The 20,157-nt window shown below is 39.1% G+C and carries 23 protein-coding genes; 10 read left to right on the top strand and 13 right to left on the bottom strand.

Annotated elements, in window-relative coordinates:
* Positions 1-30 precede the first annotated feature (30 nt).
* Positions 31-354 (top strand): YegP family protein, encoded by a 324-nt coding sequence (locus C4F40_RS03765; RefSeq protein WP_196938031.1) that lies wholly within the window; start codon positions 31-33, stop codon positions 352-354.
* Positions 355-425: 71 nt separating this feature from the next.
* Here the strand turns inward: C4F40_RS03765 and C4F40_RS03760 are convergent, their stop codons facing one another.
* Both C4F40_RS03760 and mnmE read right to left on the bottom strand, forming a co-directional pair.
* The gene (locus C4F40_RS03760; protein WP_196938030.1) at positions 426-1,241 is read right to left on the bottom strand and encodes a ZIP family metal transporter; all 816 of its coding nucleotides are present in this window, start codon (positions 1,239-1,241) and stop codon (positions 426-428) included.
* Positions 1,242-1,325: 84 nt separating this feature from the next.
* Positions 1,326-2,705, bottom strand: a complete 1,380-nt coding sequence (gene mnmE, locus C4F40_RS03755) for a tRNA uridine-5-carboxymethylaminomethyl(34) synthesis GTPase MnmE (protein ID WP_196938029.1) — start codon at positions 2,703-2,705, stop codon at positions 1,326-1,328.
* Positions 2,706-2,866: 161 nt separating this feature from the next.
* On the opposite strand from mnmE, the gene C4F40_RS03750 reads away from it, so the two are divergent.
* Entirely contained in the window at positions 2,867-3,397 is a 531-nt protein-coding gene (locus C4F40_RS03750; protein WP_196938028.1) for a YceI family protein, read from the top strand.
* 211 nt (positions 3,398-3,608) lie between these two features.
* On the top strand, positions 3,609-3,824 hold the full coding sequence (locus C4F40_RS03745) for a hypothetical protein (protein ID WP_196938027.1): 216 nt from the start codon (positions 3,609-3,611) through the stop codon (positions 3,822-3,824).
* A gap of 13 nt (positions 3,825-3,837) precedes the next feature.
* Here the strand turns inward: C4F40_RS03745 and C4F40_RS03740 are convergent, their stop codons facing one another.
* From C4F40_RS03740 to C4F40_RS03710, 7 genes are all read right to left on the bottom strand, one after another.
* Positions 3,838-5,214: an MBL fold metallo-hydrolase gene (locus tag C4F40_RS03740; protein WP_196938026.1), complete on the bottom strand. Its 1,377-nt coding sequence runs from the start codon at positions 5,212-5,214 to the stop codon at positions 3,838-3,840.
* 71 nt (positions 5,215-5,285) lie between these two features.
* A complete protein-coding gene (locus C4F40_RS03735; RefSeq protein WP_196938025.1) occupies positions 5,286-6,095 on the bottom strand; it encodes a sulfite exporter TauE/SafE family protein in 810 nt (269 codons plus the stop codon).
* Positions 6,096-6,104: 9 nt separating this feature from the next.
* On the bottom strand, positions 6,105-6,518 hold the full coding sequence (locus C4F40_RS03730; RefSeq protein ID WP_196938024.1) for a DUF6691 family protein: 414 nt from the start codon (positions 6,516-6,518) through the stop codon (positions 6,105-6,107).
* Between the two features lie 3 nt (positions 6,519-6,521).
* The gene (locus tag C4F40_RS03725) at positions 6,522-7,070 is read right to left on the bottom strand and encodes a YeeE/YedE family protein (protein ID WP_196938023.1); all 549 of its coding nucleotides are present in this window, start codon (positions 7,068-7,070) and stop codon (positions 6,522-6,524) included.
* 142 nt (positions 7,071-7,212) lie between these two features.
* On the bottom strand, positions 7,213-8,775 hold the full coding sequence (locus C4F40_RS03720) for a calcineurin-like phosphoesterase C-terminal domain-containing protein (RefSeq protein WP_196938022.1): 1,563 nt from the start codon (positions 8,773-8,775) through the stop codon (positions 7,213-7,215).
* Between the two features lie 134 nt (positions 8,776-8,909).
* Positions 8,910-9,872 carry a thioredoxin-disulfide reductase gene (gene trxB, locus C4F40_RS03715; RefSeq protein WP_196938021.1) on the bottom strand — a complete coding sequence of 321 codons (963 nt, stop codon included), beginning with the start codon at positions 9,870-9,872 and terminating at the stop codon, positions 8,910-8,912.
* Positions 9,873-9,900: 28 nt separating this feature from the next.
* Entirely contained in the window at positions 9,901-10,854 is a 954-nt protein-coding gene (locus C4F40_RS03710) for a 3'-5' exonuclease (protein WP_196938020.1), read from the bottom strand.
* Positions 10,855-11,063: 209 nt separating this feature from the next.
* On the opposite strand from C4F40_RS03710, the gene C4F40_RS03705 reads away from it, so the two are divergent.
* A complete protein-coding gene (locus tag C4F40_RS03705; protein WP_196938019.1) occupies positions 11,064-11,606 on the top strand; it encodes a DinB family protein in 543 nt (180 codons plus the stop codon).
* Positions 11,607-11,655: 49 nt separating this feature from the next.
* Here C4F40_RS03705 and C4F40_RS03700 read toward each other — a convergent pair whose 3' ends face one another.
* Together C4F40_RS03700 and pyrE are read right to left on the bottom strand one after the other, a co-directional pair.
* On the bottom strand, positions 11,656-12,054 hold the full coding sequence (locus C4F40_RS03700; protein ID WP_196938018.1) for an SRPBCC family protein: 399 nt from the start codon (positions 12,052-12,054) through the stop codon (positions 11,656-11,658).
* Positions 12,055-12,066: 12 nt separating this feature from the next.
* Complete coding sequence (pyrE, locus tag C4F40_RS03695) at positions 12,067-12,714, bottom strand: orotate phosphoribosyltransferase (protein ID WP_196938017.1); 648 nt, start codon at positions 12,712-12,714, stop codon at positions 12,067-12,069.
* Between pyrE and C4F40_RS03690 the strand changes: the two genes are divergently transcribed.
* The gene (locus tag C4F40_RS03690; RefSeq protein WP_196938016.1) at positions 12,713-13,318 is read left to right on the top strand and encodes an NUDIX hydrolase; all 606 of its coding nucleotides are present in this window, start codon (positions 12,713-12,715) and stop codon (positions 13,316-13,318) included. The two genes, pyrE and C4F40_RS03690, sit on opposite strands and share 2 nt — an antisense overlap.
* 51 nt (positions 13,319-13,369) lie before the next feature.
* Here the strand turns inward: C4F40_RS03690 and C4F40_RS03685 are convergent, their stop codons facing one another.
* Complete coding sequence (locus tag C4F40_RS03685; RefSeq protein WP_196938015.1) at positions 13,370-13,867, bottom strand: hypothetical protein; 498 nt, start codon at positions 13,865-13,867, stop codon at positions 13,370-13,372.
* Positions 13,868-14,265: 398 nt separating this feature from the next.
* Between C4F40_RS03685 and C4F40_RS03680 the strand changes: the two genes are divergently transcribed.
* The 5 genes from C4F40_RS03680 to C4F40_RS03660 all read left to right on the top strand — a co-directional run bounded on the left by C4F40_RS03680 (position 14,266) and on the right by C4F40_RS03660 (position 19,793).
* Positions 14,266-14,475, top strand: coding sequence for a hypothetical protein (locus C4F40_RS03680; protein WP_196938014.1), 210 nt, complete (start codon positions 14,266-14,268; stop codon positions 14,473-14,475).
* Between the two features lie 279 nt (positions 14,476-14,754).
* On the top strand, positions 14,755-15,681 hold the full coding sequence (locus C4F40_RS03675) for a hypothetical protein (RefSeq protein ID WP_196938013.1): 927 nt from the start codon (positions 14,755-14,757) through the stop codon (positions 15,679-15,681).
* Positions 15,682-15,686: 5 nt separating this feature from the next.
* Positions 15,687-17,675 carry a TonB-dependent receptor gene (locus C4F40_RS03670; protein WP_196938012.1) on the top strand — a complete coding sequence of 663 codons (1,989 nt, stop codon included), beginning with the start codon at positions 15,687-15,689 and terminating at the stop codon, positions 17,673-17,675.
* Positions 17,676-17,727: 52 nt separating this feature from the next.
* Positions 17,728-18,618, top strand: coding sequence for an MbnP family protein (locus C4F40_RS03665; protein WP_231389904.1), 891 nt, complete (start codon positions 17,728-17,730; stop codon positions 18,616-18,618).
* Positions 18,619-18,770: 152 nt separating this feature from the next.
* Positions 18,771-19,793, top strand: a complete 1,023-nt coding sequence (locus tag C4F40_RS03660) for a cytochrome-c peroxidase (protein ID WP_196938011.1) — start codon at positions 18,771-18,773, stop codon at positions 19,791-19,793.
* Between the two features lie 77 nt (positions 19,794-19,870).
* Here the strand turns inward: C4F40_RS03660 and C4F40_RS21650 are convergent, their stop codons facing one another.
* Positions 19,871-20,005, bottom strand: a complete 135-nt coding sequence (locus tag C4F40_RS21650; protein ID WP_262894804.1) for a hypothetical protein — start codon at positions 20,003-20,005, stop codon at positions 19,871-19,873.
* Positions 20,006-20,157: the final 152 nt, after the last annotated feature.

The raw sequence follows: 20,157 nt of genomic DNA, 5'->3' as shown, positions 1-20,157 counted from the left end.
TAAGTATATAAACCATCTAAAACTAGAGTAATGGGAAAATTTGTAGTAAGCACCAGAAAAAATGGTGAATTCCAGTTCAATCTTAAAGCTGGCAATGGACAAGTAATATTGACCAGCGAAGGTTACGCCACGAAAGCAAACTGCTTAAAAGGCGTCGATTCGGTAAAAAAAAATGCACAGGTGGTTGCTAGATTTGAAAAGAAAACATCGTCTAATGGTAAGTATTTTTTTAACCTTAAATCCACAAATGGCCAAATCATAGGTAGCAGTGAAATGTATGAAAGTGAATCTGGACGAAATAACGGTATAAATTCAGTAAAAGAAAATGCTCCTTCGGCGACGACTGAGGAATAACGAAAGATGAAAAAGAGGTTGTTATAAAGAAATATAACAACCTCTTTTCATCACACGGATGAAATTTTTATTTATCCTAAAACGACATCTAAAGACATCATAATTAGAAACCCTATAATAAAACCGATTGTGGCAATATCTGAATCTTTATTTTGCTGCGCTTCTGGAATAACTTCTTCGACGACAACAAAAATCATAGCTCCCGCCGCAAACGCGAGGGCATAAGGTAAAATTGGCGTAAAAACCGTAACGGCTAAAGCACCGACAACTCCTGCTATAGGTTCTACTATGGCAGAAAACTGTCCGTAAAAAAAGCTTTTCCGACGACTCATGCCTAAACGCCGAAGAGGCATAGCTACCGCAATTCCCTCCGGTAGATTCTGCAGTCCGATTCCTATTGCTAAAGCCACCGCGCCTGCAATACTGGCTTCCGGAAGCCCAACAGCGACTCCTCCGAACAAAACCCCAACAGCGAGTCCCTCGGGAATATTGTGGAGTGTAATAGCTAGCACCAATAGTGTTGTTTTCTGCCAGGGGGATTTAACTCCCTCAACCTGTTTGAAATTTACATGGAGGTGAGGCAATAACCTATCTAATGCGAACAAAAATCCAGCACCAAAAAGGAACCCCAAAATCGCTGGTATAACCTTCACAAAACCTTCACCCTCACTCATGTTCATTGCTGGTATCAACAAACTCCACACACTTGCCGCGACCATTACCCCACCGGTAAAGCCGAGCATTCCATCCATAAAATTACGATTAATTGCTTTGAAAAAAAACACGGTCGCCGCGCCCACTGCAGTGACAAACCACGTAAAAGTAGTCGCATAAAAAGCACCCATAATGGGGTCCTGATTTTCAAAAAAACGAATAATATCATCCATACAAGCAATCGTTAATAGTGTCCAATAAAATGGATTAGGCCCTAAAATTACATATATTATATCATATCTTTAATACAAAAAAAGCTATTTGCCGATGCAAAACTTGGAAAATATGTTATCAAGTAAATCGTCCGTAGTGACCGTCCCCGTTATCTCTCCGAGGTGGTGTAATGCTTGTCGTATATCCATGGCCAAAAAGTCTGAAGTCACAGGATTATCAATTCCATAAAGTACTTTTTCCAATGATTGTTGTGTTTTCTGCAAAGCTTCCACATGTCGGATATTCGTCACCATCACATCGTCAGTATTTATATTCGACAGGTTAACTTGATTGAGTAGTTCATCTTTCAATGTTTCTATACCTTGCTGCTCTTTAGCCGAGATAAATAAAGGGCTCAAAACGTCAAATTCATCTTTTTGCGATTCGCTCAACAGATCGGCTTTATTAATGATCGTGATAAATGGAATCCCCAGGGATTTAACTTCTTCAATCTGTATCTCAACATCAGCAATTTGGTCCTGTGTGGGATCAAATAGGTAAACGATCAAACGCGCTTGCTTCATCTTCTCCCGGGTTCGCTCCACTCCTTTCGCTTCAATAATATCCAGTGTTTCCCGGATGCCTGCGGTGTCAATAAAACGAAAAGTAACGCCATGGATATTCATTTCATCTTCTATTGTATCACGCGTCGTACCGGCAATCTCAGATACAATTGCACGCTCCTCGTTTAATAATGCATTCAACAATGTGGATTTACCAACATTCGGTTTTCCAGCAATAACAATAGGGACACCATTTTTTAAAACATTACCTTGTTCAAATGAGGATATGAGCTTATTGATTACGGTGTAGATCTGCTGAATTAAGTTTTTTAATTGATCTCTATTTGCAAATTCAACATCCTCTTCGGAAAAATCCAATTCTAATTCTATTAATGAAGCAAAATGAACCAAATCTTCACGAAGCTTTTTCAATTGATTGGAAAAGCCCCCTCGCATCTGTTGCATAGCAATTTGATGCGAAGCCGCCGAATTAGATGCAATCAAATCAGCTACCGCTTCGGCCTGAGAGAGATCCAATCCACCATTTAAGAAAGCACGCAACGTAAACTCTCCTGCCTTTGCGGCACGTGCTCCTTTTTTTATCAAAAGATTGATTACCCGCTCTATAATATACTTTGAATTATGGGTAGAAATCTCCACTGAATTTTCTTTGGTATACGAATTGGGAGCAATAAAAAGTGAAACTAGTACCTCATCAATAATATCTTCTTCTTCCCGAATCGTTCCAAAATGAATTGTATGTGAGGACTGTTGGGTTAGATCTTTACCTTTAAATATAGAATTAGTAAGGTGTATTGCCTCAGATCCTGAAACACGTATCACGGCAATTGCTCCGTTAGATCCAGAAGAAGTGGCCAATGCCACGATCGTATCCTGTGAAATTAATCCTGCTGTAGACATATGGACAAAGGTACGGCTTTGCGCCGATTAGTATATAAAATGATTTTCTTAACCTATGTTAAGCTTTGTAGGGATTTTAATTTAGATCTTTGCTTTTACATTCAGCAATGTAAGCTGATAAAATAGTTAACAACAGATCACAAAAAATAAAATTTACGACTATGGCAACTTGGAATCTAGACAAAGCACACAGTGAAATTGAATTTAAAGTAAGACACATGATGATATCTAGTGTTAAAGGACAGTTTCATGATTTTGACATTACGGTAGACAGTTCTACCGAAGATGTCATGAATGCTGCAATTGAGGTAAGCATTCAAACTGATTCGATCAATACCAAAAATGAACAACGTGACCAGCACTTAAAGAGCGCTGATTTTTTCAATGTTGAAACTTTCAAAACAATCTCATTCCAATCCACTGATATTAAGAAAGTGGATGATGACGAATTTAATTTAACGGGTAATCTTACGATTAGAAATGTTACAAAACCGGTAACTTTCCAAGTTGAATTCGGAGGTATTGCAAAAGATCCCTGGGGAAATAAAAAGGTCGGATATACCGTAACAGGTAAAATAAATCGTGAAGAATTTGGATTAACCTGGAATGCCGCATTGGAAACAGGTGGTGTAATGGTAAGTGAGGATGTAAAATTTCAAGCTGATGTACAATTTGTATTAAGCGAGGGGTAATTCAGAACGCAGCAATAAATCACTGCAATAATTTAGTCAAGTAGAGCTTTTCGATCGGAAAGCTCTTTTTTTTGCTGCGTCTAAACATATTTTAGCTTATATATTGAAAATTAGCGTATTTATTGCTGGTATATTGCGTATTTATCGATAAGCAACTTCTGTTTTCCGTTGTTATTAATAAACAGAATATTACCTTTTAAACGATTTAACTATGCCAACAAAAGTAGAAAACGATACGACTGGTATCGAAAAAGAGAAGAACGAAGACACCGAACGCGAACTAACCTCGGTTGTAAAAAAGAAAGAGGATAAAAAGCAGGATGCAGATGGTGAAGCGGGTGTTGACGCGCAAGTAGAGCAACTCAATGACATGCCCAACGATCCTACAGATAGACCAAAAGAAAAAGGAAAAATAAAAAAAGAATAAAAGTAATTTTATTTTACGCTGAAACTATTGGCTTACCCGACGCTTTCCAATCGACAAAACTACCGGCATAGTTGTATACCTGTGTAAAACCTTGGTTTTCCAAATACGAACTTGCGATGGTCGACCTATCACCTGACTGGCATTGAACAATGACCTTTCTGTTCCGTAATTCGACGGGTAGTTCTTTTGGCAGGTCGCCTACGAAATGATGTTGGGCATTAGGAATATGACCTTCCCTATTTTCTATAGAACTCCGTACGTCTAACAAAGTCACATCACTTTCTTCTTTCATCAACTCCACCTGATCCGCATTTACCAATTTCGTAGGTATTAACGCTGCTCCATCGATATCAGTTAAGAACCCGGCAATATTATCCATACCAATACGCATCAGCTTCCGTGTGATGTCCTTTTGAGTTCCTTCTTCGGCTACAATTAACAATTTCTGGTTATAGTCCAGCATCCAACCCGCCCAATTGGGCAGGGCATTATTATTCTGTATATTGATTGCCCCTTTCAAATGTCCCTCTATAAAATCACGTTTGTGGCGTGTGTCGATCACTGTCCAACTTTCGTCTCGATCTTTCAGCGACAAAGTAGGATGGTTCGGCACTTCTACCAATAATTTCCGGTCAATACGGTTAAGTTTTTTCATCGTTGCAAAATAAGTCGGCACCTCTGGCTGGTCACGCAGTAAATATGATTTGAACCCTTCAAAATCATTAGTAAATTGGAATGCCCAATTTCGAATTTTCTCATACCCTACTGTGCTGCTAGGTACAGATCCTAGTGCTTTTCCGCAAGCCGAGCCCGCACCGTGACCGGGCCACACCTGCATATAGTCAGGTAACGACAAAAACTTCTCTAAAGATTCATACATCTGTCGCGCGCCTCTGTCTTTGGCACCGATCATACCGCCAGCTTCTTCCAACAGATCGGGACGGCCAATATCTCCTACAAAAACAAAGTCGCCCGTAAAAACCATTACAGGGTCGTCTGTAACTGGATGATCGCGTAAGATAAAGCTTATACTTTCGGGGGTATGACCGGGTGTATGCATCACTTCCAGAGACAGGTTTCCCACGATAACTCTATCACCATCTTTCAGTCCTTCATGCACAAAATCATATTGCCAGTCGGATCCCCCTTCATCAGAAAGATATATCTTCGCACCGGTCGCTTTGGCCAGTTCCCGCGAACCACACAAGAAATCTGCGTGAATGTGTGTTTCTGCGATATGGGTAATACGCATATTATTTTGTTTCGCAATAGCTAAATACGTATCTATATCGCGCTTTGCATCGATCACAATCGCCTCGTTTTTGGCTTGACAGCCTATAAAATAACTTGCTTGTGCAAGTGTATTGTCGTATACTTGTTGAAAAAACATTGCTATCCTTTTAAATTTAATCCGTTATATTTATTTTCAAATATTTGAACGCTCTGAATACCTATTCCGTACTATTTGTGGACATCGTGTAGAATGAATTCAGAAATAAGGATATAGGTACCGATACACAAAATCAAATAGCCAAAGATAACCTTTAATACCGAACCATCCACTCTTTTTGACACAGAAAAACCAGCGAACATCCCTGCAATAACTGCCACGGTATAACTTAACAACATTTGCCAATCGAAGCGCTCAAACTTCTCGGTATCACCAAGTAAACCGAAAAAGGAATTGACTGCGATGATGACTAAAGACGTGCTAACGGCATTTTTAATCGGCATTCGAAAAAAATTAACTAAGGCAGGAATAATTAAGAACCCGCCCCCAGCACCAACCAGACCGGTAACCAATCCAATTGCACCGCCCTCTGCTATTACTTTAGCAAAGGACAATTTACGCTCATTGATATAAACTATACGTTCGTCCTGTCTTCTTATCATTGCTATCGAAGCCCCTAGCATTACCACAGCAAACAACATCATCAGCGCACTATTCTGATGTATTGTATAGGGTCCGATGATGATCACATCTGGCAGTAGCGGCAAGATAAACATACGTGTAATATATACCATGAACAACGAGGGAATACCAAATATCAGCGCCTTTTTAATATCGACGGTCCGCGTAATAAGACCTTTGACACCACCAACAAAAGAGGTCACGCCAATAGCAAATAACGAATATGTGGTCGCTAAAACTGGATCTACGCCCATAACGTACACAAGAATGGGCACTGTTAGTATAGTCCCGCCACTACCAACTAGTCCTAATGTTATTCCTACCACTATTGCCAACAGAATCCCTAAGACAATCATCATCTAGGGTTATTAATGAGGAAGTTTATTCTTTATCAGTCCGTACAAATAAGTACCTAGCAAAGCAAATGCTATGACGATCAACATCTGCCATACCCCCGCTCCAAGGAGCACAAAGATCGGCCCGGGACATGCGCCTACTAACGCCCATCCGAGCCCAAATAGGATGCCTCCTAGTAAATAACGTGCTATTGATTTCTCTTTTGGCTGTATCACGATCTTTTTGCCATCTATATCTTTCGCCTCATACCGTTTAAGCACTTGTAAACCTACTGCGCCCATCAGCAGTGCCGTCGAGATAAAACCGTACATATGAAAGGATTGAAAATTAAACATTTCATATATCCGAAACCAAGAGGCAGCTTCGGCTTTATACATCGCAATGCCAAAAAATGTCCCTAAAATAATATATATTAAATTCTTCATTTTTTAAAATACTAAAGGAAACAACACATGAACCATAAATAAGCCTCCAATAAAAAAGCCAATAACTGCAATCAAAGACGGCAACTGCAGATCGCTCAATCCAGAAATGGCATGTCCTGAAGTACACCCGCCCGCATAGCGTGTGCCAAAACCAATCAATAGGCCACCAATAGACAAGATCAGTATGTTCTTTACACTTAATTTACCAAATATTTCAGAAGGTACATAGGTCTGTCCTGCGCTTTCAAAACCCAGTTGATGTAATTGAGTTACCGTATTTTCGTTAATTTCGGGGATCTGATTAACAGACAAATAGTTGGCCGAAACAAAGCCTCCTATTATCGCACCTACTAGAAACAATAAATTCCACCGCTGTGCCTTCCAATCAAATTTAAAGAAATCGCAGCTGTTTCCCGCTCCTAACGCTGAACATAGGGTTCTGAAATTGGACGAAAACCCGAAGCTCTTGCCCAGAATAATCAACGTTAACATGATAATTGCTACCAAGGCACCTCCGACATACCATGGCCACGGACCTAATATTACATCCATAACATATTCTCATTTAGTTTATACAAACTTAGATAAAATGCTTTGCTAAATGGTATCTTAAATTGTGTTGAATTAAAAAAATATGGCTTTGGTCATTATACTAGACCAAAGCCATACCTCATAAAGTTAGTAGTTAAACCGCCTATTTCACTACGGTGATGTTTTTAACCTGTATATGCTCACGACCAAACATATCAATAGCCTTCACTTCGATTTTATGAGCGCCTATTGCTAATTTGGGGTATTTCACCTTCCAAAGGTGCGATGACGGAACAGGATCTGAAGGCCTTCTCCCCTCTTGCAATTTCATGGCATTGTCATACGACAACACACTATATGCGAAATGGGGATCGGCAGTGTTACTTATTTCCATGTTCTTCCAAGCACCGTTGTCTACACGATATTGCAGCTTATCATCCGATTTGCCAATAAAAAAATTCGCATATAAGGTGTAACGTCTTGCATATTTTTCTTGGATCTCCTCAGGTCCGATTAGACTCATCTGGTATGCCGGATCGTATCCCGCCACTTTATAATCAAATTTGTATTGATTGTTATCGATCGATAAGATCACATATCCTTTTGGCGTACCGTCTCGCATCGTTGATGTAGGCACATCCTGTGCATTCATTTTACCGGAATACCAGTCACCGGAAGTCGTCCCGACATTATATTCGTGGTGTGGTTTTTCCTGCTTCCAACCGTCTGCACGACTATAATAATTCTGTTTTTGAAAATGTGTGTGGGCTGAGAGAGAAAGGGTATTTGGATATTCTGCTAGTAAATCAAACAAACGTTGTCTATCTTCGTTCCTAAACACATTGGAGTTTTCGTGTTGAAGTGGAATGTGAAAAGCAAGCACAATCAGTTTATCTTTCGGCACGAATTTTAAATCATTTGCGACGAAATCCAATTGATCTTTCCGCAATCCACCTAAATATCCGGTCCCTGTGCGGGGATTAGGATAGATGATATTATCTAAAATTATGAAATGGGCATTGCCATAATTAAATGAAAAGTTATTCGGTCCAAAGTTCTTTTCATATGTCTCATCCGATAGGGAATCCGATTTCACGTCATAATTCATGTCGTGATTGCCCATAACATTGTACCATGTAAGCCCTAGTTGTCCAACAGTCTGCTTATAAGCCGAATGCAGACTTAGATCATCGCCGACCAAATCTCCCAGACTGATCCCGAACGAAATTCCCTCCTTTTGTTGGATATCGTCAATTATTCCCTTTTTAAAATAGGCTATCTCATCAAGGTTGTACGCCTGTGGATCGCCGAAAACGAATGCTTTAAATTCATCGTTTTCTTTATTAGGAAGAAGCGGGAAATCCAATGACTTAGGAATGTTACCTGTTGCTGGCGTCCCAGCATACTTAAGCTGAGGTGATCCTTTAGCTTTATGAATGTAGTAAAATTGAGGGTGGTTATCCTGGTCTACGGTAAATTTAAAATCCCGGGGCTTGATCACGAAAATGATATTATCTTCATCTACAGGTAAACTGTACTCACCCTTGGCATTGGTTAACACGACCTCCCGTCCGTTACTCACAGCAACTTGTGCAATACCTTTTTCATTTCGTTCCCGTTTGCCGTTGCTATTATTGTCTTCAAAAATAACGCCTTTGGCGAGTTGTTGTGCCTGTGCTGATCCGAATAGTATCGCGCAACTGGTTAATAGTACTCTAAAATTCATATATTATTTGCTAATCCTGCAAACTTATACTTTATATACTAAACGTTAGTTAATCTAGTATTAACAAATTGTAAACATACAAAAAGGGTTAGTTTATAAAAAACTAACCCTTTTTAGTATAAAAATAAAATAATTTATTCGCCGCCTTCTTTTGCAGCCAAGTAACGTTCGGCTTCCAATGCGGCCATACACCCTGTTCCAGCAGCGGTAATTGCTTGGCGATATATATTATCCTGTACATCCCCACAGGCAAACACACCCAATATATTTGTCGCAGTAGCGTTCGGTTTAGTAATCAAATACCCCGTTTCGTCCATATCTAGAATACCTTTAAATAGGGCTGTATTTGGCGTATGTCCAATCGCCACAAAGAATCCGGTAATATCCAGATCTTTTACTTCCTGATTCTGATTATTCCTAACACGTAATCCAGTTACCACCTGTCCATCACCGAGTACTTCCTGTGTTTCGGTGTTATAATGGATTTCGATATTCGGTGTATTCAATACGCGATGTACCATAGCTTTAGATGCACGGAATTCGTCACGGCGCACCAACATATGTACCTTATTACACAATTTAGCTAGGTAAGTAGCTTCCTCTGCAGCAGTATCCCCCGCGCCAACTATGGCAACATCCTGACCTTTAAAGAAAAAACCATCGCAAACGGCACAAGCTGAGACGCCAAAACCATTGTATTTTTCTTCCGAGTCTAATCCCAACCATTTCGCGGTTGCTCCCGTTGCAATAATTACCGTGTCGGCAGTTACCGTTTTAATATTATCAATCTCTATTTTATGCACACCACCAATTATCGAAAAGTCTACTTTCGTAGCATATCCAAAACGTACACTCGTACCGAATCGCTCCGCTTGGGCACGTAAATCCTCCATCATGATTGGTCCGGTAATGCCATTCGGATAGCCCGGAAAATTATCTACTTCCGTTGTTTGCGTTAATTGCCCCCCTGGTACCAATCCGGTATAAATTACAGGTTTCATATCAGCTCGGGCAGCATAAATTGCAGCAGTGTAACCGGCAGGACCTGAACCAATAATTAAACACTGTATGTGCTCTATTTCTTCTTGTGTATTCATTTTATAATCAACAATATACTTTATTCTATTATTTACCAAATTTGTTTTTTAAACCATCTAACATGTCCAATGTAATTGGCTTAGGTTTTTCCTTGACTGGTGCATTCTGAAAATTCTTTTTAGCTTCTTTCTTACTGTCCTTCTCAACTTCCGTTTGCGCTACTCTTGCTTCACGTTTTACCTGCCGATGTGCGTTCCAAATGTTTTCAAGAACTTTTTTTGTGTACAATGGAAAATCACCGTTTTGCATCCAAGCATAATAACTTGGCTCTACATCAAACACATCCGTCACTACCCTACCTTTATGCTTTCCAAAATTAATGATTACTTGGTCGTCGTCGTTATATACCAATCTTCCAGCAAAATCAACAGGCTTAGACAGATTGGTAAAAGTATGCAAAGCATCTACATCATTGACGACAGGCACACTCACTTTACCATGCTTATCTTCAAATTCAATCCCTTCGTATTTCACCAATTGCGCTTTCAACACTTCATAAGTAGCTCTTACATCTGCTTCTGCTTGATGCGCATTTTCCAAACTCTTACCACAGTAGAATTTGTATGCCGCTTTTAATGTCCGTTGTTCCATTTGATGGAATATATTTTGTACATCGACAAACGACCGACCTTCCAACGTAAACTCAGCCTGTGCACGTAAAAATTCTTCCATCAGCATCGGTACATCAAATTTATTAGAGTTATACCCTGCTAAATCCGAATCACCAATAAACTCCGCGACTTCTGCTGCCAGTTCTTTAAATGTAGAGAGGTCTTTTACATCCTCATCATAGATACCATGAAACATCGAGGAAGCTAATGGGATAGGCATCTCGGGGTTCACCCGTCTAGTCAACACCTGCTCACTGCCATCGGGCATCACCTTTAATATAGCTATTTCAACAATTCTATCTGCCGAAACATTGACCCCAGTAGTCTCTAAGTCGAAGAACGCCAATGGTCTTTTTAATTTCAATTCCATGCCCTAAAGATATAGCTAAATGCGAATAAACAAAAATACAATTCATATTTTACCCATTCATCAAGCGAAAGTAATTTCATACATCATAATCTGCTTTTCATAACACCTTTTTTGTTACAACAAGACCTCGAGGAGTAGAGAATTAAAACCGAAAATAAAGTTAACACCTGTTTTTAACTCTTTTTAGTATAAATAAGATAAATTTACTTATGGAAGGAAATCAAAAACAGTTACCCGAAGTGTGGATGCGCGGTCCTATCGAAGGAGTTCCCACCTTGTTACAACCCGTAGCTCACGCTCTTTTGCAGGTTCAGGAAGATGTCGAAAAATATACAAAAGGTCTACAGAATACCTCAATTTGGCAAAGGCCCGCAAATGTAGCATCCATAGCTTTTCACCTACAACACATTGTCGGGGTATTGGACCGGATGTTTACGTATGCTTCGGACTTGAGTCTTAGCAACGATCAATTATATTATCTTCAAAAAGAAGGCGTCTACGATCAGACGGTCACTCTTAATGTCCTACGCAGCAATTTAGATCACCAACTACAAATATCTTTGGAAAAATTGAAGGAGGTGGATATTAATACGTTGACACATATACGTTATCTTGGAAGAAAACGTATACCGACATCACTCATCAGTCTGTTATTTCACGCTGCCGAGCATGCGCAACGCCATCTACGGCAATTGTTAGTTACAGCGATAGTACTTCGGCAAGAAAAAGATAATATGTATTATTCAAAATGATTGATATACAAAAGCAACCTATATGCAGATTGCTTTTGTATATAAACACTTATCCGAGAACCTCTTTCACTCGATTGATTTGGTGATCTACCAATTTTTGTAAAGGTCCAGAAGCCATCATTTTCATCATCATATTCAATTGTGCGTCAATCACAAATGTTGCTTTGGTTTCCGATGGAGATATCTCCTCTACTTGCCAAGATAATTTAATTTCAAAAGGAGCTTCCTCCGAAGGCACGCAAATGATTTCTTTGTTTTCGACACGTTGATTGATTTTAAGCGACAATTTAGCCATATTTTTAATTGTAAATTGTGCTTCATCCGCTGTCGAAATCCAGTTGTATATATTATCTGGCATCAATTGCTCATGATTGTTCAAATCTGCTAGAAAAGAATACACTTCAGAAATAGCTTTGTTGATTACAGTATGATTTTGGATAACCGTCATGCTTATTTTTTATTATACGTGTGGTTCCCAATTCGCAGGGTCCTTACGCCATTGCTCTAACATATCCACTTCACTCTCTAACACGTAGCTTTTGTCCACAGCCACTTTGATTAAAGAATCATACGTACAAAGACTGAATAAAGGACATTTTGCTTCTGTAAAATTTTTCACAGCTTCTTCAAACCCATAGGTAAAGATAGAAATCAAACCAACAACATTGCAACCTGCTTCACGCAATGCCTTAACAGCTATTAAAGAGCTTTTACCTGTAGATACCAAGTCCTCTATGACCACTACACGTTGTCCACTTACCACCTCTCCTTCGATTAGGTTTTGACGTCCATGATCTTTCGCACTGCTGCGCACATACGTAAAAGGAAGGCCTAAATCTTGAGCAACTAACACGCCTTGGGGTATACCCGCAGTAGCAACTCCAGAAATCATTTCTACGCTTCCAAATTCTTCCTGAATACGTTGAGATAACTTTTGGCGGATGTATGTACGGATAGCAGGATGTGATAGTGTGACGCGGTTATCACAGTAAATTGGAGACCTCCAACCCGAAGCCCACGTAAAAGGACTTTTAGGTTGCAATTTTATTGCTTTAATTTGCAATAAGGATTCAGCAACTTTTTGTTCAACCTCATTAAAATCATTCATGGCGCAAATTTATAAAATTTATATGAACCAAAGCCTGCTTATTTTAGCAGATTTTTTACCTAAAATCAAGAACGACGTCCAAACTATTGGATTACAAGAGATTGACTTGGAAAAACTTTTCAACAACAGTACAAAGAACGATACTGCCACTTATTTATACATACACCCAGAAGTGGAAAAAGTTTTTAAAACGATTTCTGGTAAGCTAAGAATCATTAAGGCAGCGGGTGGTATTGTAAAAAATGGTGAAGGACATTACTTGTTCATTCATCGTCTCGGAAAATGGGATTTACCTAAAGGGAAGGTAGAAGACAATGAAAAAATGTATGAAGCCGCTGTTCGTGAAGTGGAAGAAGAATGCGGGATTAAGATCCATTATCTTGGAAAAAAAGCGATCACAACATATCATACTTATCTGATGCGTGGCAAACTAGTTTTAAAACAGACCAATTGGTATGAAATGGGTGTCAATAAAATACCAAAATTAATTCCTCAGCTTGAAGAAGACATCGATCGAGCAGAATGGTTGTCAAAAAAAGCGCTAGCTCAAGTGAAAGAAAACACATATCCACTCATTCTTGAGATAATAAACGAAAAAATTTAAAATAGAAAAGCCCTGAATCACTTCAGGGCTTCCGTCTAAAACATATAACCACTAACTATTTGAACTTTCTTCCTTAGTATCTTCAATTTTTTCAATCTTTTTACGAATTGGTCTGTCGCCATCTTTGCGACCTTTAAAATGTTGACCGCGTTTATGGATACGCTCCCCGTCTCGCTCCACAATACGATCTTTCATTATTTTTTGTTGATCTTCAGTCAATAGATTTTTAAATCTTTCGCGATCAGCTTTCATTTCTCTTCGCATCGCCATACGTTCTTTTCTCCGCCCTTCCGCACGTTGTCTGAGTTTTTTTGCTTGATCGAGGTTATACACATATACCTCTTGACGCTGTTTATCGGTAAATTTTAATTCCTTATCTAATCGCTCTGTACGGATTTTCGCGATATCTTCTGCCGATTTTACCGTAACCCCTTTGCGAGATGGCTTACCTTCTCTACGATCTGCACGCTTATTATCTGACTTTTCCTGCGCAAAGGACGCAACGCTTAATCCCGTAAACAATACTGCTAATGTTAATATCTTTTTCATCGTATTTAATTAAATTGTAAATAATGCTTTTACGACCTTGTTTTATACATAGATATATTTCAAATGAAACGGTTTAATATCTTGATTGTTAAATTTAGTTAATTTGTCCGCCCGCCTAATCTTATCACCATACACTGTTAGGTGACGTTTCTAAAAAAAGTGATATTTCGCTATTTTTACAGAAGATTCTTTCTGTATCTTTGCCGAAGATTGTTACCATCAGAAACTAGATAGTTTTGAGAATTTTTTGTACATATATTTTATTAATCATTTTGACACTGCAATCATTTTATCGCAGTATCATGACGATGGAATATCAGATGCATTTACCAGACTATTTAGCGAAATGTATAAACAAAGACTTACCCCAGCTTCATTGTAATGGTCAGTGTATACTGATGCAAAAAATAAGAAAAAAAGAAAAAGAAGAAACACAGAAGAATTTAGTGGTATATGAATATAGTGCGCATTACATGCATAAAGAATATACTATCTTCACAACAACGTACCATCCGAAGGGAGAAACCGATGAAAACCATTTTTCACCTTATCTGATCGATTACAGATTTAAGTACAATACCTCCATATTCCGCCCTCCCATTAGTTAGGCTTTACGGGTAGCACAGAGCTTAACAGGAGTTTAGGTACCTAATATAGTTAGCTAAACTTGACATAATTTCTAATTAGATATTAAACCACTTGTGCTAAGCGCTGCCAATCGACTGTCAGATTTCAATCATTTTTCACAAAACATTCGTCAATAATCAAGTCCTTCTAGATAGGAAAAAATATTCATTGGACACACGGACCTATGACTATGTTAATCAGCGGGGGTCTCTATGCCGATCGGCATAGAGGCATTTGACGAAGGAAAACTAAAATAACAAATGAAAAAATTAATATTTTTTCTGATTACGCTATGCTTTGCATTAGTATCCTGCACGAAAGAAAAAACGGACTACGAAGCGGAAATAGACACAGTGGTTACCGATCATTTTGAGTTTAAAGAAGCTGTTGCCTTCAATACCGAGGGTTATAACATTAGCATTGAAGCTTTAAACGGAACGTTCTATAAAGGTTACAACGAAATACGTCTAAAAATTACGAATATACAAACGAATGAAGACGCAGATGCTTCCGTTGTTACATTTCTACCGATCACGGTTAATGCAGTCGGGAATAAGGTTTCCTGCCCTCATCTCCACGAGTTAGCTTATCAGCCGGATGAAAACTATTTTTCGGGTTATGCAGTGTTTACAAGTGAAAGCAATATAGATAGCATCTGGGAACTTTATATCAGCTTTAGAATTTCCAATCAAGCATATAAAGTGAAACAGATCATTACTGTCCAAGAGCAGACTAATAAAAACCTAAATATGACGTCATTTACGGGAAATGATGATGAACAGTACTTCATCACTTTAGTATCGCCACAGAAACCTAAAATTGCCGAAAATGTATTGGTTGCGGGAATTTACAGATTTAATCAACCAACCAATCCCCCGTCCGGAGATTTTCCGGATCCCTCGCAGTTTTCGTACACGGAGGTAAGTGATTATACCTTACAGCTGGATCCGCGGATGCCCGAGCCTTCTATGGGAAATCATTCTTCGCCCAATAATAAGGATCTAATACAGCAAAGCAATGGCTTGTACTACGGGGTAGTCAATTACACCATGACGGGCAACTGGACATTAAATTTCATTATGTTGAACCAACGGGGACAAATTCTGAAGGGTACGGTTGTGCCGACTGATTTTACGCCCGGAGTCGAGGGTATAAAAAGTGAACTACATATTGATATTCTATTCTAAGGTTTATGAAGAAGCTAGGTATTATTTTTGGAACTCTTTTTCTTGGAATTAACGCAAACGCCCAAAATATGCAGGCCCAACACGACACTACCCAACGCATTGAAGAGGTAAAGATCATCGCTATCGCTAAGAAAAAAATAGAGAGTGAAATGAAAATGACGGTTTCCGTGGATGAATTTTTAGCCTCCTCCGACAAAATCAGTTTCATAAAACGAGGTGCCTATGCATGGGAACCATTGCTTAATAACATGAGTACGGAACGCTCCACGATTACGATTGATGGCATGCACGTTTTTGGCGCATGTACGGATAAAATGGATCCTATCACTTCGTATGTAGAAAGCAATAATCTTGCTACGATTGATATAAAATCCGGTCAAGAGGGAAGTTTGCACGGTGCAACTGTTGCAGGAAGTATCGACCTGAAAAGGAAAAGCACACCATTCGGCCTTGAAAGGATATGGAGCGGAGCTTATCAGACCGGTTTTGAAACCAATAACAAACAGTTTTTCAACCTCGGAAACCTGTCTTACTCCAGTGATCAGTTCGTAGTGGACGGAAGCATTTCTTTCCGAAAAGCCGGTAACTATTATGACGGAAATAACGACGAAGTAAACCATTCGCAATACAGTAAATTCAATACCTCTTTGGGGCTAGCATATAAAACAAGTCCGCTTTCTTCGGTGAGGATTGATGCAATCTATGACAGGGCGAAAGATGTCGGTTTCCCCGCACTTCCTATGGATTTATGGCTCTCCAGAGCCATTATTACGTCGGCCTCTTACAAACAATTATTCAAAAAAGGGTTAGTAAAAGTTTGGGACACGAAACTTTATTTCAATGCCATAGAACACTATATGGATGATACGAAGCGTCCAGAAAATCTGGTTCACATGGATATGCCAGGTTGGAGTAATACCTACGGATTGGTCTCGCGTGCAAATTTGAAACATGGTAATTATAGTTCCGAAATACAGTTGAATGTGTATGATAATTTATCTATCGCAGAAATGACGATGTATCCGCAAGACAGGAGCAAGAAAACGATGTTCGCATACAGCTGGCCCTGGGTAACTACCCGTTTTGCAGGAGCGTCTATAAATAACTCCTGGGATTTTTCTGAAATGAGCCAGGTAAATTTTGGAGGCTCATTGGGCTGGAATTACAACCGTTCCAAATATGTGGAATTCAACTGGATTTTCTATCCCGGCACGCCACAGGAAAAAAACAGGGTATTGCCAGCGCTATATACTAATTATCAACTGCATATCAACCAATTTAATTTTTCCGTCGGAACGGGTTACGGGCATAGAGCGCCTTCTGCTTCGGAAGGATACGGGTATTATATTTACAACAGTTTTGACCGTTACGATTATATTGGGAATCCCGATCTGAAAAACGAGATTTCGTATGAGGCCAATGCAAGTGCAGGGTTTAAAAACGAAAAGATGGGAATAGAAGCCAAAGTAAACTATTTTCATATTCAAAATTATATCGTTGGTAGAATTTTGAGTTTGGGAAGCCCCATGAATTATCAGTCTGTCGGTGTGAAAGGATACACGTCATTAAACCATGCTAAGCTTTTCAATGCGACACTGAATGGCAACTACGATGTATTGCAACATCTTCATTGGAAAGGAACGCTTATGTATGCACGTGCAACGGACGACGACGGTGGAAATTTACCGTTCATTCGTCCCTTGAGCTACCATACATCCCTGCATTTTATGCATAGAAAATTTAATTTTCAGACTTCAATGAATGGCGATTTTGCACACAAAAATTACAGTCCTGAATACGGTGAAACCCTAAGTCGGGCCTATAGAATTTGGAACATTTCTGTCGATTACACCTTCAAATTCAAAAACTACCGAGCAACCTTACAGATTGGTGCAGAAAATTTATTCAATGCGTATTACAGTACGTACGCAGATTGGGGCAATATTCCAAGAATGGGGCGCAATATTTTCACTTCATTGAAATTTGATTTTTAAAGAACATGAAATCATTATTAAATACAATTTTTAAAACTAAAAGGAATAAAAAATGAAAAAACAACCAAATTACTTATCATTATCATTGTTTTTATTAGTGATGGTATCTTGTAGCAAAGACAACGACAATCCCGTTGCCAATAATATCGCGTTGCATTTCAACAACACGTTCAAAAATACGACTATAGTACTGGGGGATGCTACATCTTCTACAGCTACGGCGAATACTTCTGCCGAAGGGCAAATTCACCACTTTTCAGAATTAAAATACGTGATCAGTAATATCCGTCTTATAAAAGCAGACGGTATTGAAATCCCATATCACATCAACAATTTGGATCAAGGAGCGACGGTTGTAAATCAGGCAAAGCCACAGACCTTGGACTTTGTGCTGCGAAATGTTCCAGCAAGTGAGTACAAACAGATAAAATTTGGGTTGGGTGTTAAACCGGAACTAAACATATTGGATGAAGCAAGATTTCCCAATTTTTATGCCGAGGCTGGGGCTAATGATACCGAAATGCATTGGGAATGGGGAGCGGGATACCGTTTTACAAAGTTGGAGGGCTTTTATGATAGTGACCATAAAGAAATATCCATTCATACCGGAAGCACCGTGGAGGGCACTAACGGAGATCCTGATACCTATACGCAGGGAGTTGATGCATACCGGGACATAACCTTGACACTGCCTAACCATGCTATTGTAGGGAGAAATGCTCCTAAAATCACGATCAAGGCAGATTTTGACAAACTGTTGAGCGGAAAGATCAATACAATTACGTTGAAATCAAAAACAGGTGGTAATAGCCATAGCGATGATAGCAACGCGACACCCAATGTCACTTCCGCTGTTCAGATGGTGAAATTCGTAGATAACTTAGGCGGAAACGGTTCGAGCGACATTACGGGAATATTTTCCATCGGCAGTGTAGCGAATTAAAATTAAACTAAGAGCCACCTAAAAATTTAAAAGCAATGGTGGCTCTTTCTTCTAGATGTGTATGCTTTCCATTCAAGAACCCTTTCTAACGTATTGATGAGTGAGTGCATAAGCCCAAGCATATGAAGGTTCTTCCAAACTATTTTTGACACATGAGACAAGTACTCGTAATTATATCCTTTTTTTTGGTGCTCCTATCCTGTAGCAGAGACGATGTCTCTGAGCAAATACCTTATGACAACCCGGAGATTCCACTGGGCATACCTCATGGTTTTCCACCATTGAACGGTTCGGTAAACGGAAATAAGCCCACGAGATACGGTGCGGAACTAGGTAAAAAACTATTTCACGAAAAAAGATTCAGCGGAAATAATACGATTTCTTGCGCGAGTTGCCACAATCGGTCAAAGGCATTCGCCGATAATAATATTCAAGCCATAGGAATCAATGGCAGGGTCGGACTCCGGAATACTCCCCCGATTCAAAATTTGGCATTTATGAAATTTTATAATTGGGATGGAAATATTCTTCAATTGGAAAAACAACCGTTAGTTCCCATCATTACACACGAAGAGATGAACTCTTCGATTTTGGAAGTCATTAGAAAAATTAGAGATGAGTACGAATACAAGGATTTGTTCAGAAAAGCTTTTGGTGATGAAGACATTACCCCTGACAGAATTTACCGAAGTATTGCCCAATATGAATATACACTGATCTCCGCCAACAGTAAGTATGATAGAGTAAAACGAGACAAAGGAGAGACATTTACAGAAAATGAAGAACGGGGTTATCAGACGTTTAAAATTAAATGTGCGAGCTGTCACAGCACAGAATTGTTTACAGACCAAAGTTTCAGAAATGTAGGTTTTCCTTTGAATCCCAGCGCGGAGGAGGCGGGGCGTGCCAGGGTAACGGGAATAGCTGCAGATTTTATGCGTTTTCGGGTGCCCTCTCTAAGAAATGTAGAATACACCGCACCGTACGGCAGTTTTGGCCAGTTTCCGACATTACGGGCTGTTTTGGATTATTTTGATAATGGTGTTTTAGATGCCGATAATCTTGACCCCATATTAAAAGAAAACGGCAATAGAATACCATTAACCGAACAGGAAAAACAAGATATTATTTCATTTATTAAAACATTAAGCGATAGCACGTTTGTTAGAAAATAATTGGAGGGCGCATAAAATAAAAAAAATGCTTTCGTGTTGAAAAGCATATCTAAATTGTTTCAAGTTTTTTGAGAAAGTTAACGTATCGCTAACGTTTCTCTAATTTTCTGATCTTCTTCTTTCATCGGTTCAATGAAACCTACGTTTGTAACGTAGTACAAAAATGGATTTCTCTCCAATGCGGTTTTTTTCTCTTTCTTTTTTCTAATCATATATATTTTTCGTTGTCGACTTAATATAATCAATTTTTAAGCCAAATCCAAATATTGTTTTAGATCGAACCTTATTCGCGGTGGTAATGACATTTAGAAAACATTTGATTTACATCTAAATGGATTATAAAACAAAAGACCGGATTGTAGAG

This window comes from Sphingobacterium pedocola (assembly GCF_015209965.1).
Lineage (GTDB): Bacteria > Bacteroidota > Bacteroidia > Sphingobacteriales > Sphingobacteriaceae > Sphingobacterium > Sphingobacterium pedocola.
Note: the sequence above shows the minus strand (reverse complement) of the source record. Positions and strands in the feature narration are given on the sequence as shown.

What these genes read in the sequence shown, in the direction of transcription:
- C4F40_RS03725 (WP_196938023.1), bottom strand. Translation starts at nt 7,070, where the DNA reads ATGGATGTAATATTAGGTCCGTGGCCATGGTATGTCGGAGGTGCCTTG.
- C4F40_RS03700 (WP_196938018.1), bottom strand. Translation starts at nt 12,054, where the DNA reads ATGACGGTTATCCAAAATCATACTGTAATCAACAAAGCTATTTCTGAA.
- C4F40_RS21650 (WP_262894804.1), bottom strand. Translation starts at nt 20,005, where the DNA reads ATGATTAGAAAAAAGAAAGAGAAAAAAACCGCATTGGAGAGAAATCCA.
- C4F40_RS03745 (WP_196938027.1), top strand. Translation starts at nt 3,609, where the DNA reads ATGCCAACAAAAGTAGAAAACGATACGACTGGTATCGAAAAAGAGAAG.
- C4F40_RS03730 (WP_196938024.1), bottom strand. Translation starts at nt 6,518, where the DNA reads ATGAAGAATTTAATATATATTATTTTAGGGACATTTTTTGGCATTGCG.
- C4F40_RS03680 (WP_196938014.1), top strand. Translation starts at nt 14,266, where the DNA reads ATGCAAAAAATAAGAAAAAAAGAAAAAGAAGAAACACAGAAGAATTTA.
- C4F40_RS03685 (WP_196938015.1), bottom strand. Translation starts at nt 13,867, where the DNA reads ATGAAAAAGATATTAACATTAGCAGTATTGTTTACGGGATTAAGCGTT.
- C4F40_RS03705 (WP_196938019.1), top strand. Translation starts at nt 11,064, where the DNA reads ATGGAAGGAAATCAAAAACAGTTACCCGAAGTGTGGATGCGCGGTCCT.
- C4F40_RS03710 (WP_196938020.1), bottom strand. Translation starts at nt 10,854, where the DNA reads ATGGAATTGAAATTAAAAAGACCATTGGCGTTCTTCGACTTAGAGACT.
- C4F40_RS03760 (WP_196938030.1), bottom strand. Translation starts at nt 1,241, where the DNA reads ATGGATGATATTATTCGTTTTTTTGAAAATCAGGACCCCATTATGGGT.
- C4F40_RS03690 (WP_196938016.1), top strand. Translation starts at nt 12,713, where the DNA reads ATGGCGCAAATTTATAAAATTTATATGAACCAAAGCCTGCTTATTTTA.
- C4F40_RS03740 (WP_196938026.1), bottom strand. Translation starts at nt 5,214, where the DNA reads ATGTTTTTTCAACAAGTATACGACAATACACTTGCACAAGCAAGTTAT.
- C4F40_RS03765 (WP_196938031.1), top strand. Translation starts at nt 31, where the DNA reads ATGGGAAAATTTGTAGTAAGCACCAGAAAAAATGGTGAATTCCAGTTC.
- trxB (WP_196938021.1), bottom strand. Translation starts at nt 9,872, where the DNA reads ATGAATACACAAGAAGAAATAGAGCACATACAGTGTTTAATTATTGGT.
- C4F40_RS03750 (WP_196938028.1), top strand. Translation starts at nt 2,867, where the DNA reads ATGGCAACTTGGAATCTAGACAAAGCACACAGTGAAATTGAATTTAAA.
- C4F40_RS03665 (WP_231389904.1), top strand. Translation starts at nt 17,728, where the DNA reads ATGAAAAAACAACCAAATTACTTATCATTATCATTGTTTTTATTAGTG.
- C4F40_RS03660 (WP_196938011.1), top strand. Translation starts at nt 18,771, where the DNA reads ATGAGACAAGTACTCGTAATTATATCCTTTTTTTTGGTGCTCCTATCC.
- C4F40_RS03670 (WP_196938012.1), top strand. Translation starts at nt 15,687, where the DNA reads ATGAAGAAGCTAGGTATTATTTTTGGAACTCTTTTTCTTGGAATTAAC.
- C4F40_RS03735 (WP_196938025.1), bottom strand. Translation starts at nt 6,095, where the DNA reads ATGATGATTGTCTTAGGGATTCTGTTGGCAATAGTGGTAGGAATAACA.
- pyrE (WP_196938017.1), bottom strand. Translation starts at nt 12,714, where the DNA reads ATGAATGATTTTAATGAGGTTGAACAAAAAGTTGCTGAATCCTTATTG.
- mnmE (WP_196938029.1), bottom strand. Translation starts at nt 2,705, where the DNA reads ATGTCTACAGCAGGATTAATTTCACAGGATACGATCGTGGCATTGGCC.
- C4F40_RS03675 (WP_196938013.1), top strand. Translation starts at nt 14,755, where the DNA reads ATGAAAAAATTAATATTTTTTCTGATTACGCTATGCTTTGCATTAGTA.
- C4F40_RS03720 (WP_196938022.1), bottom strand. Translation starts at nt 8,775, where the DNA reads ATGAATTTTAGAGTACTATTAACCAGTTGCGCGATACTATTCGGATCA.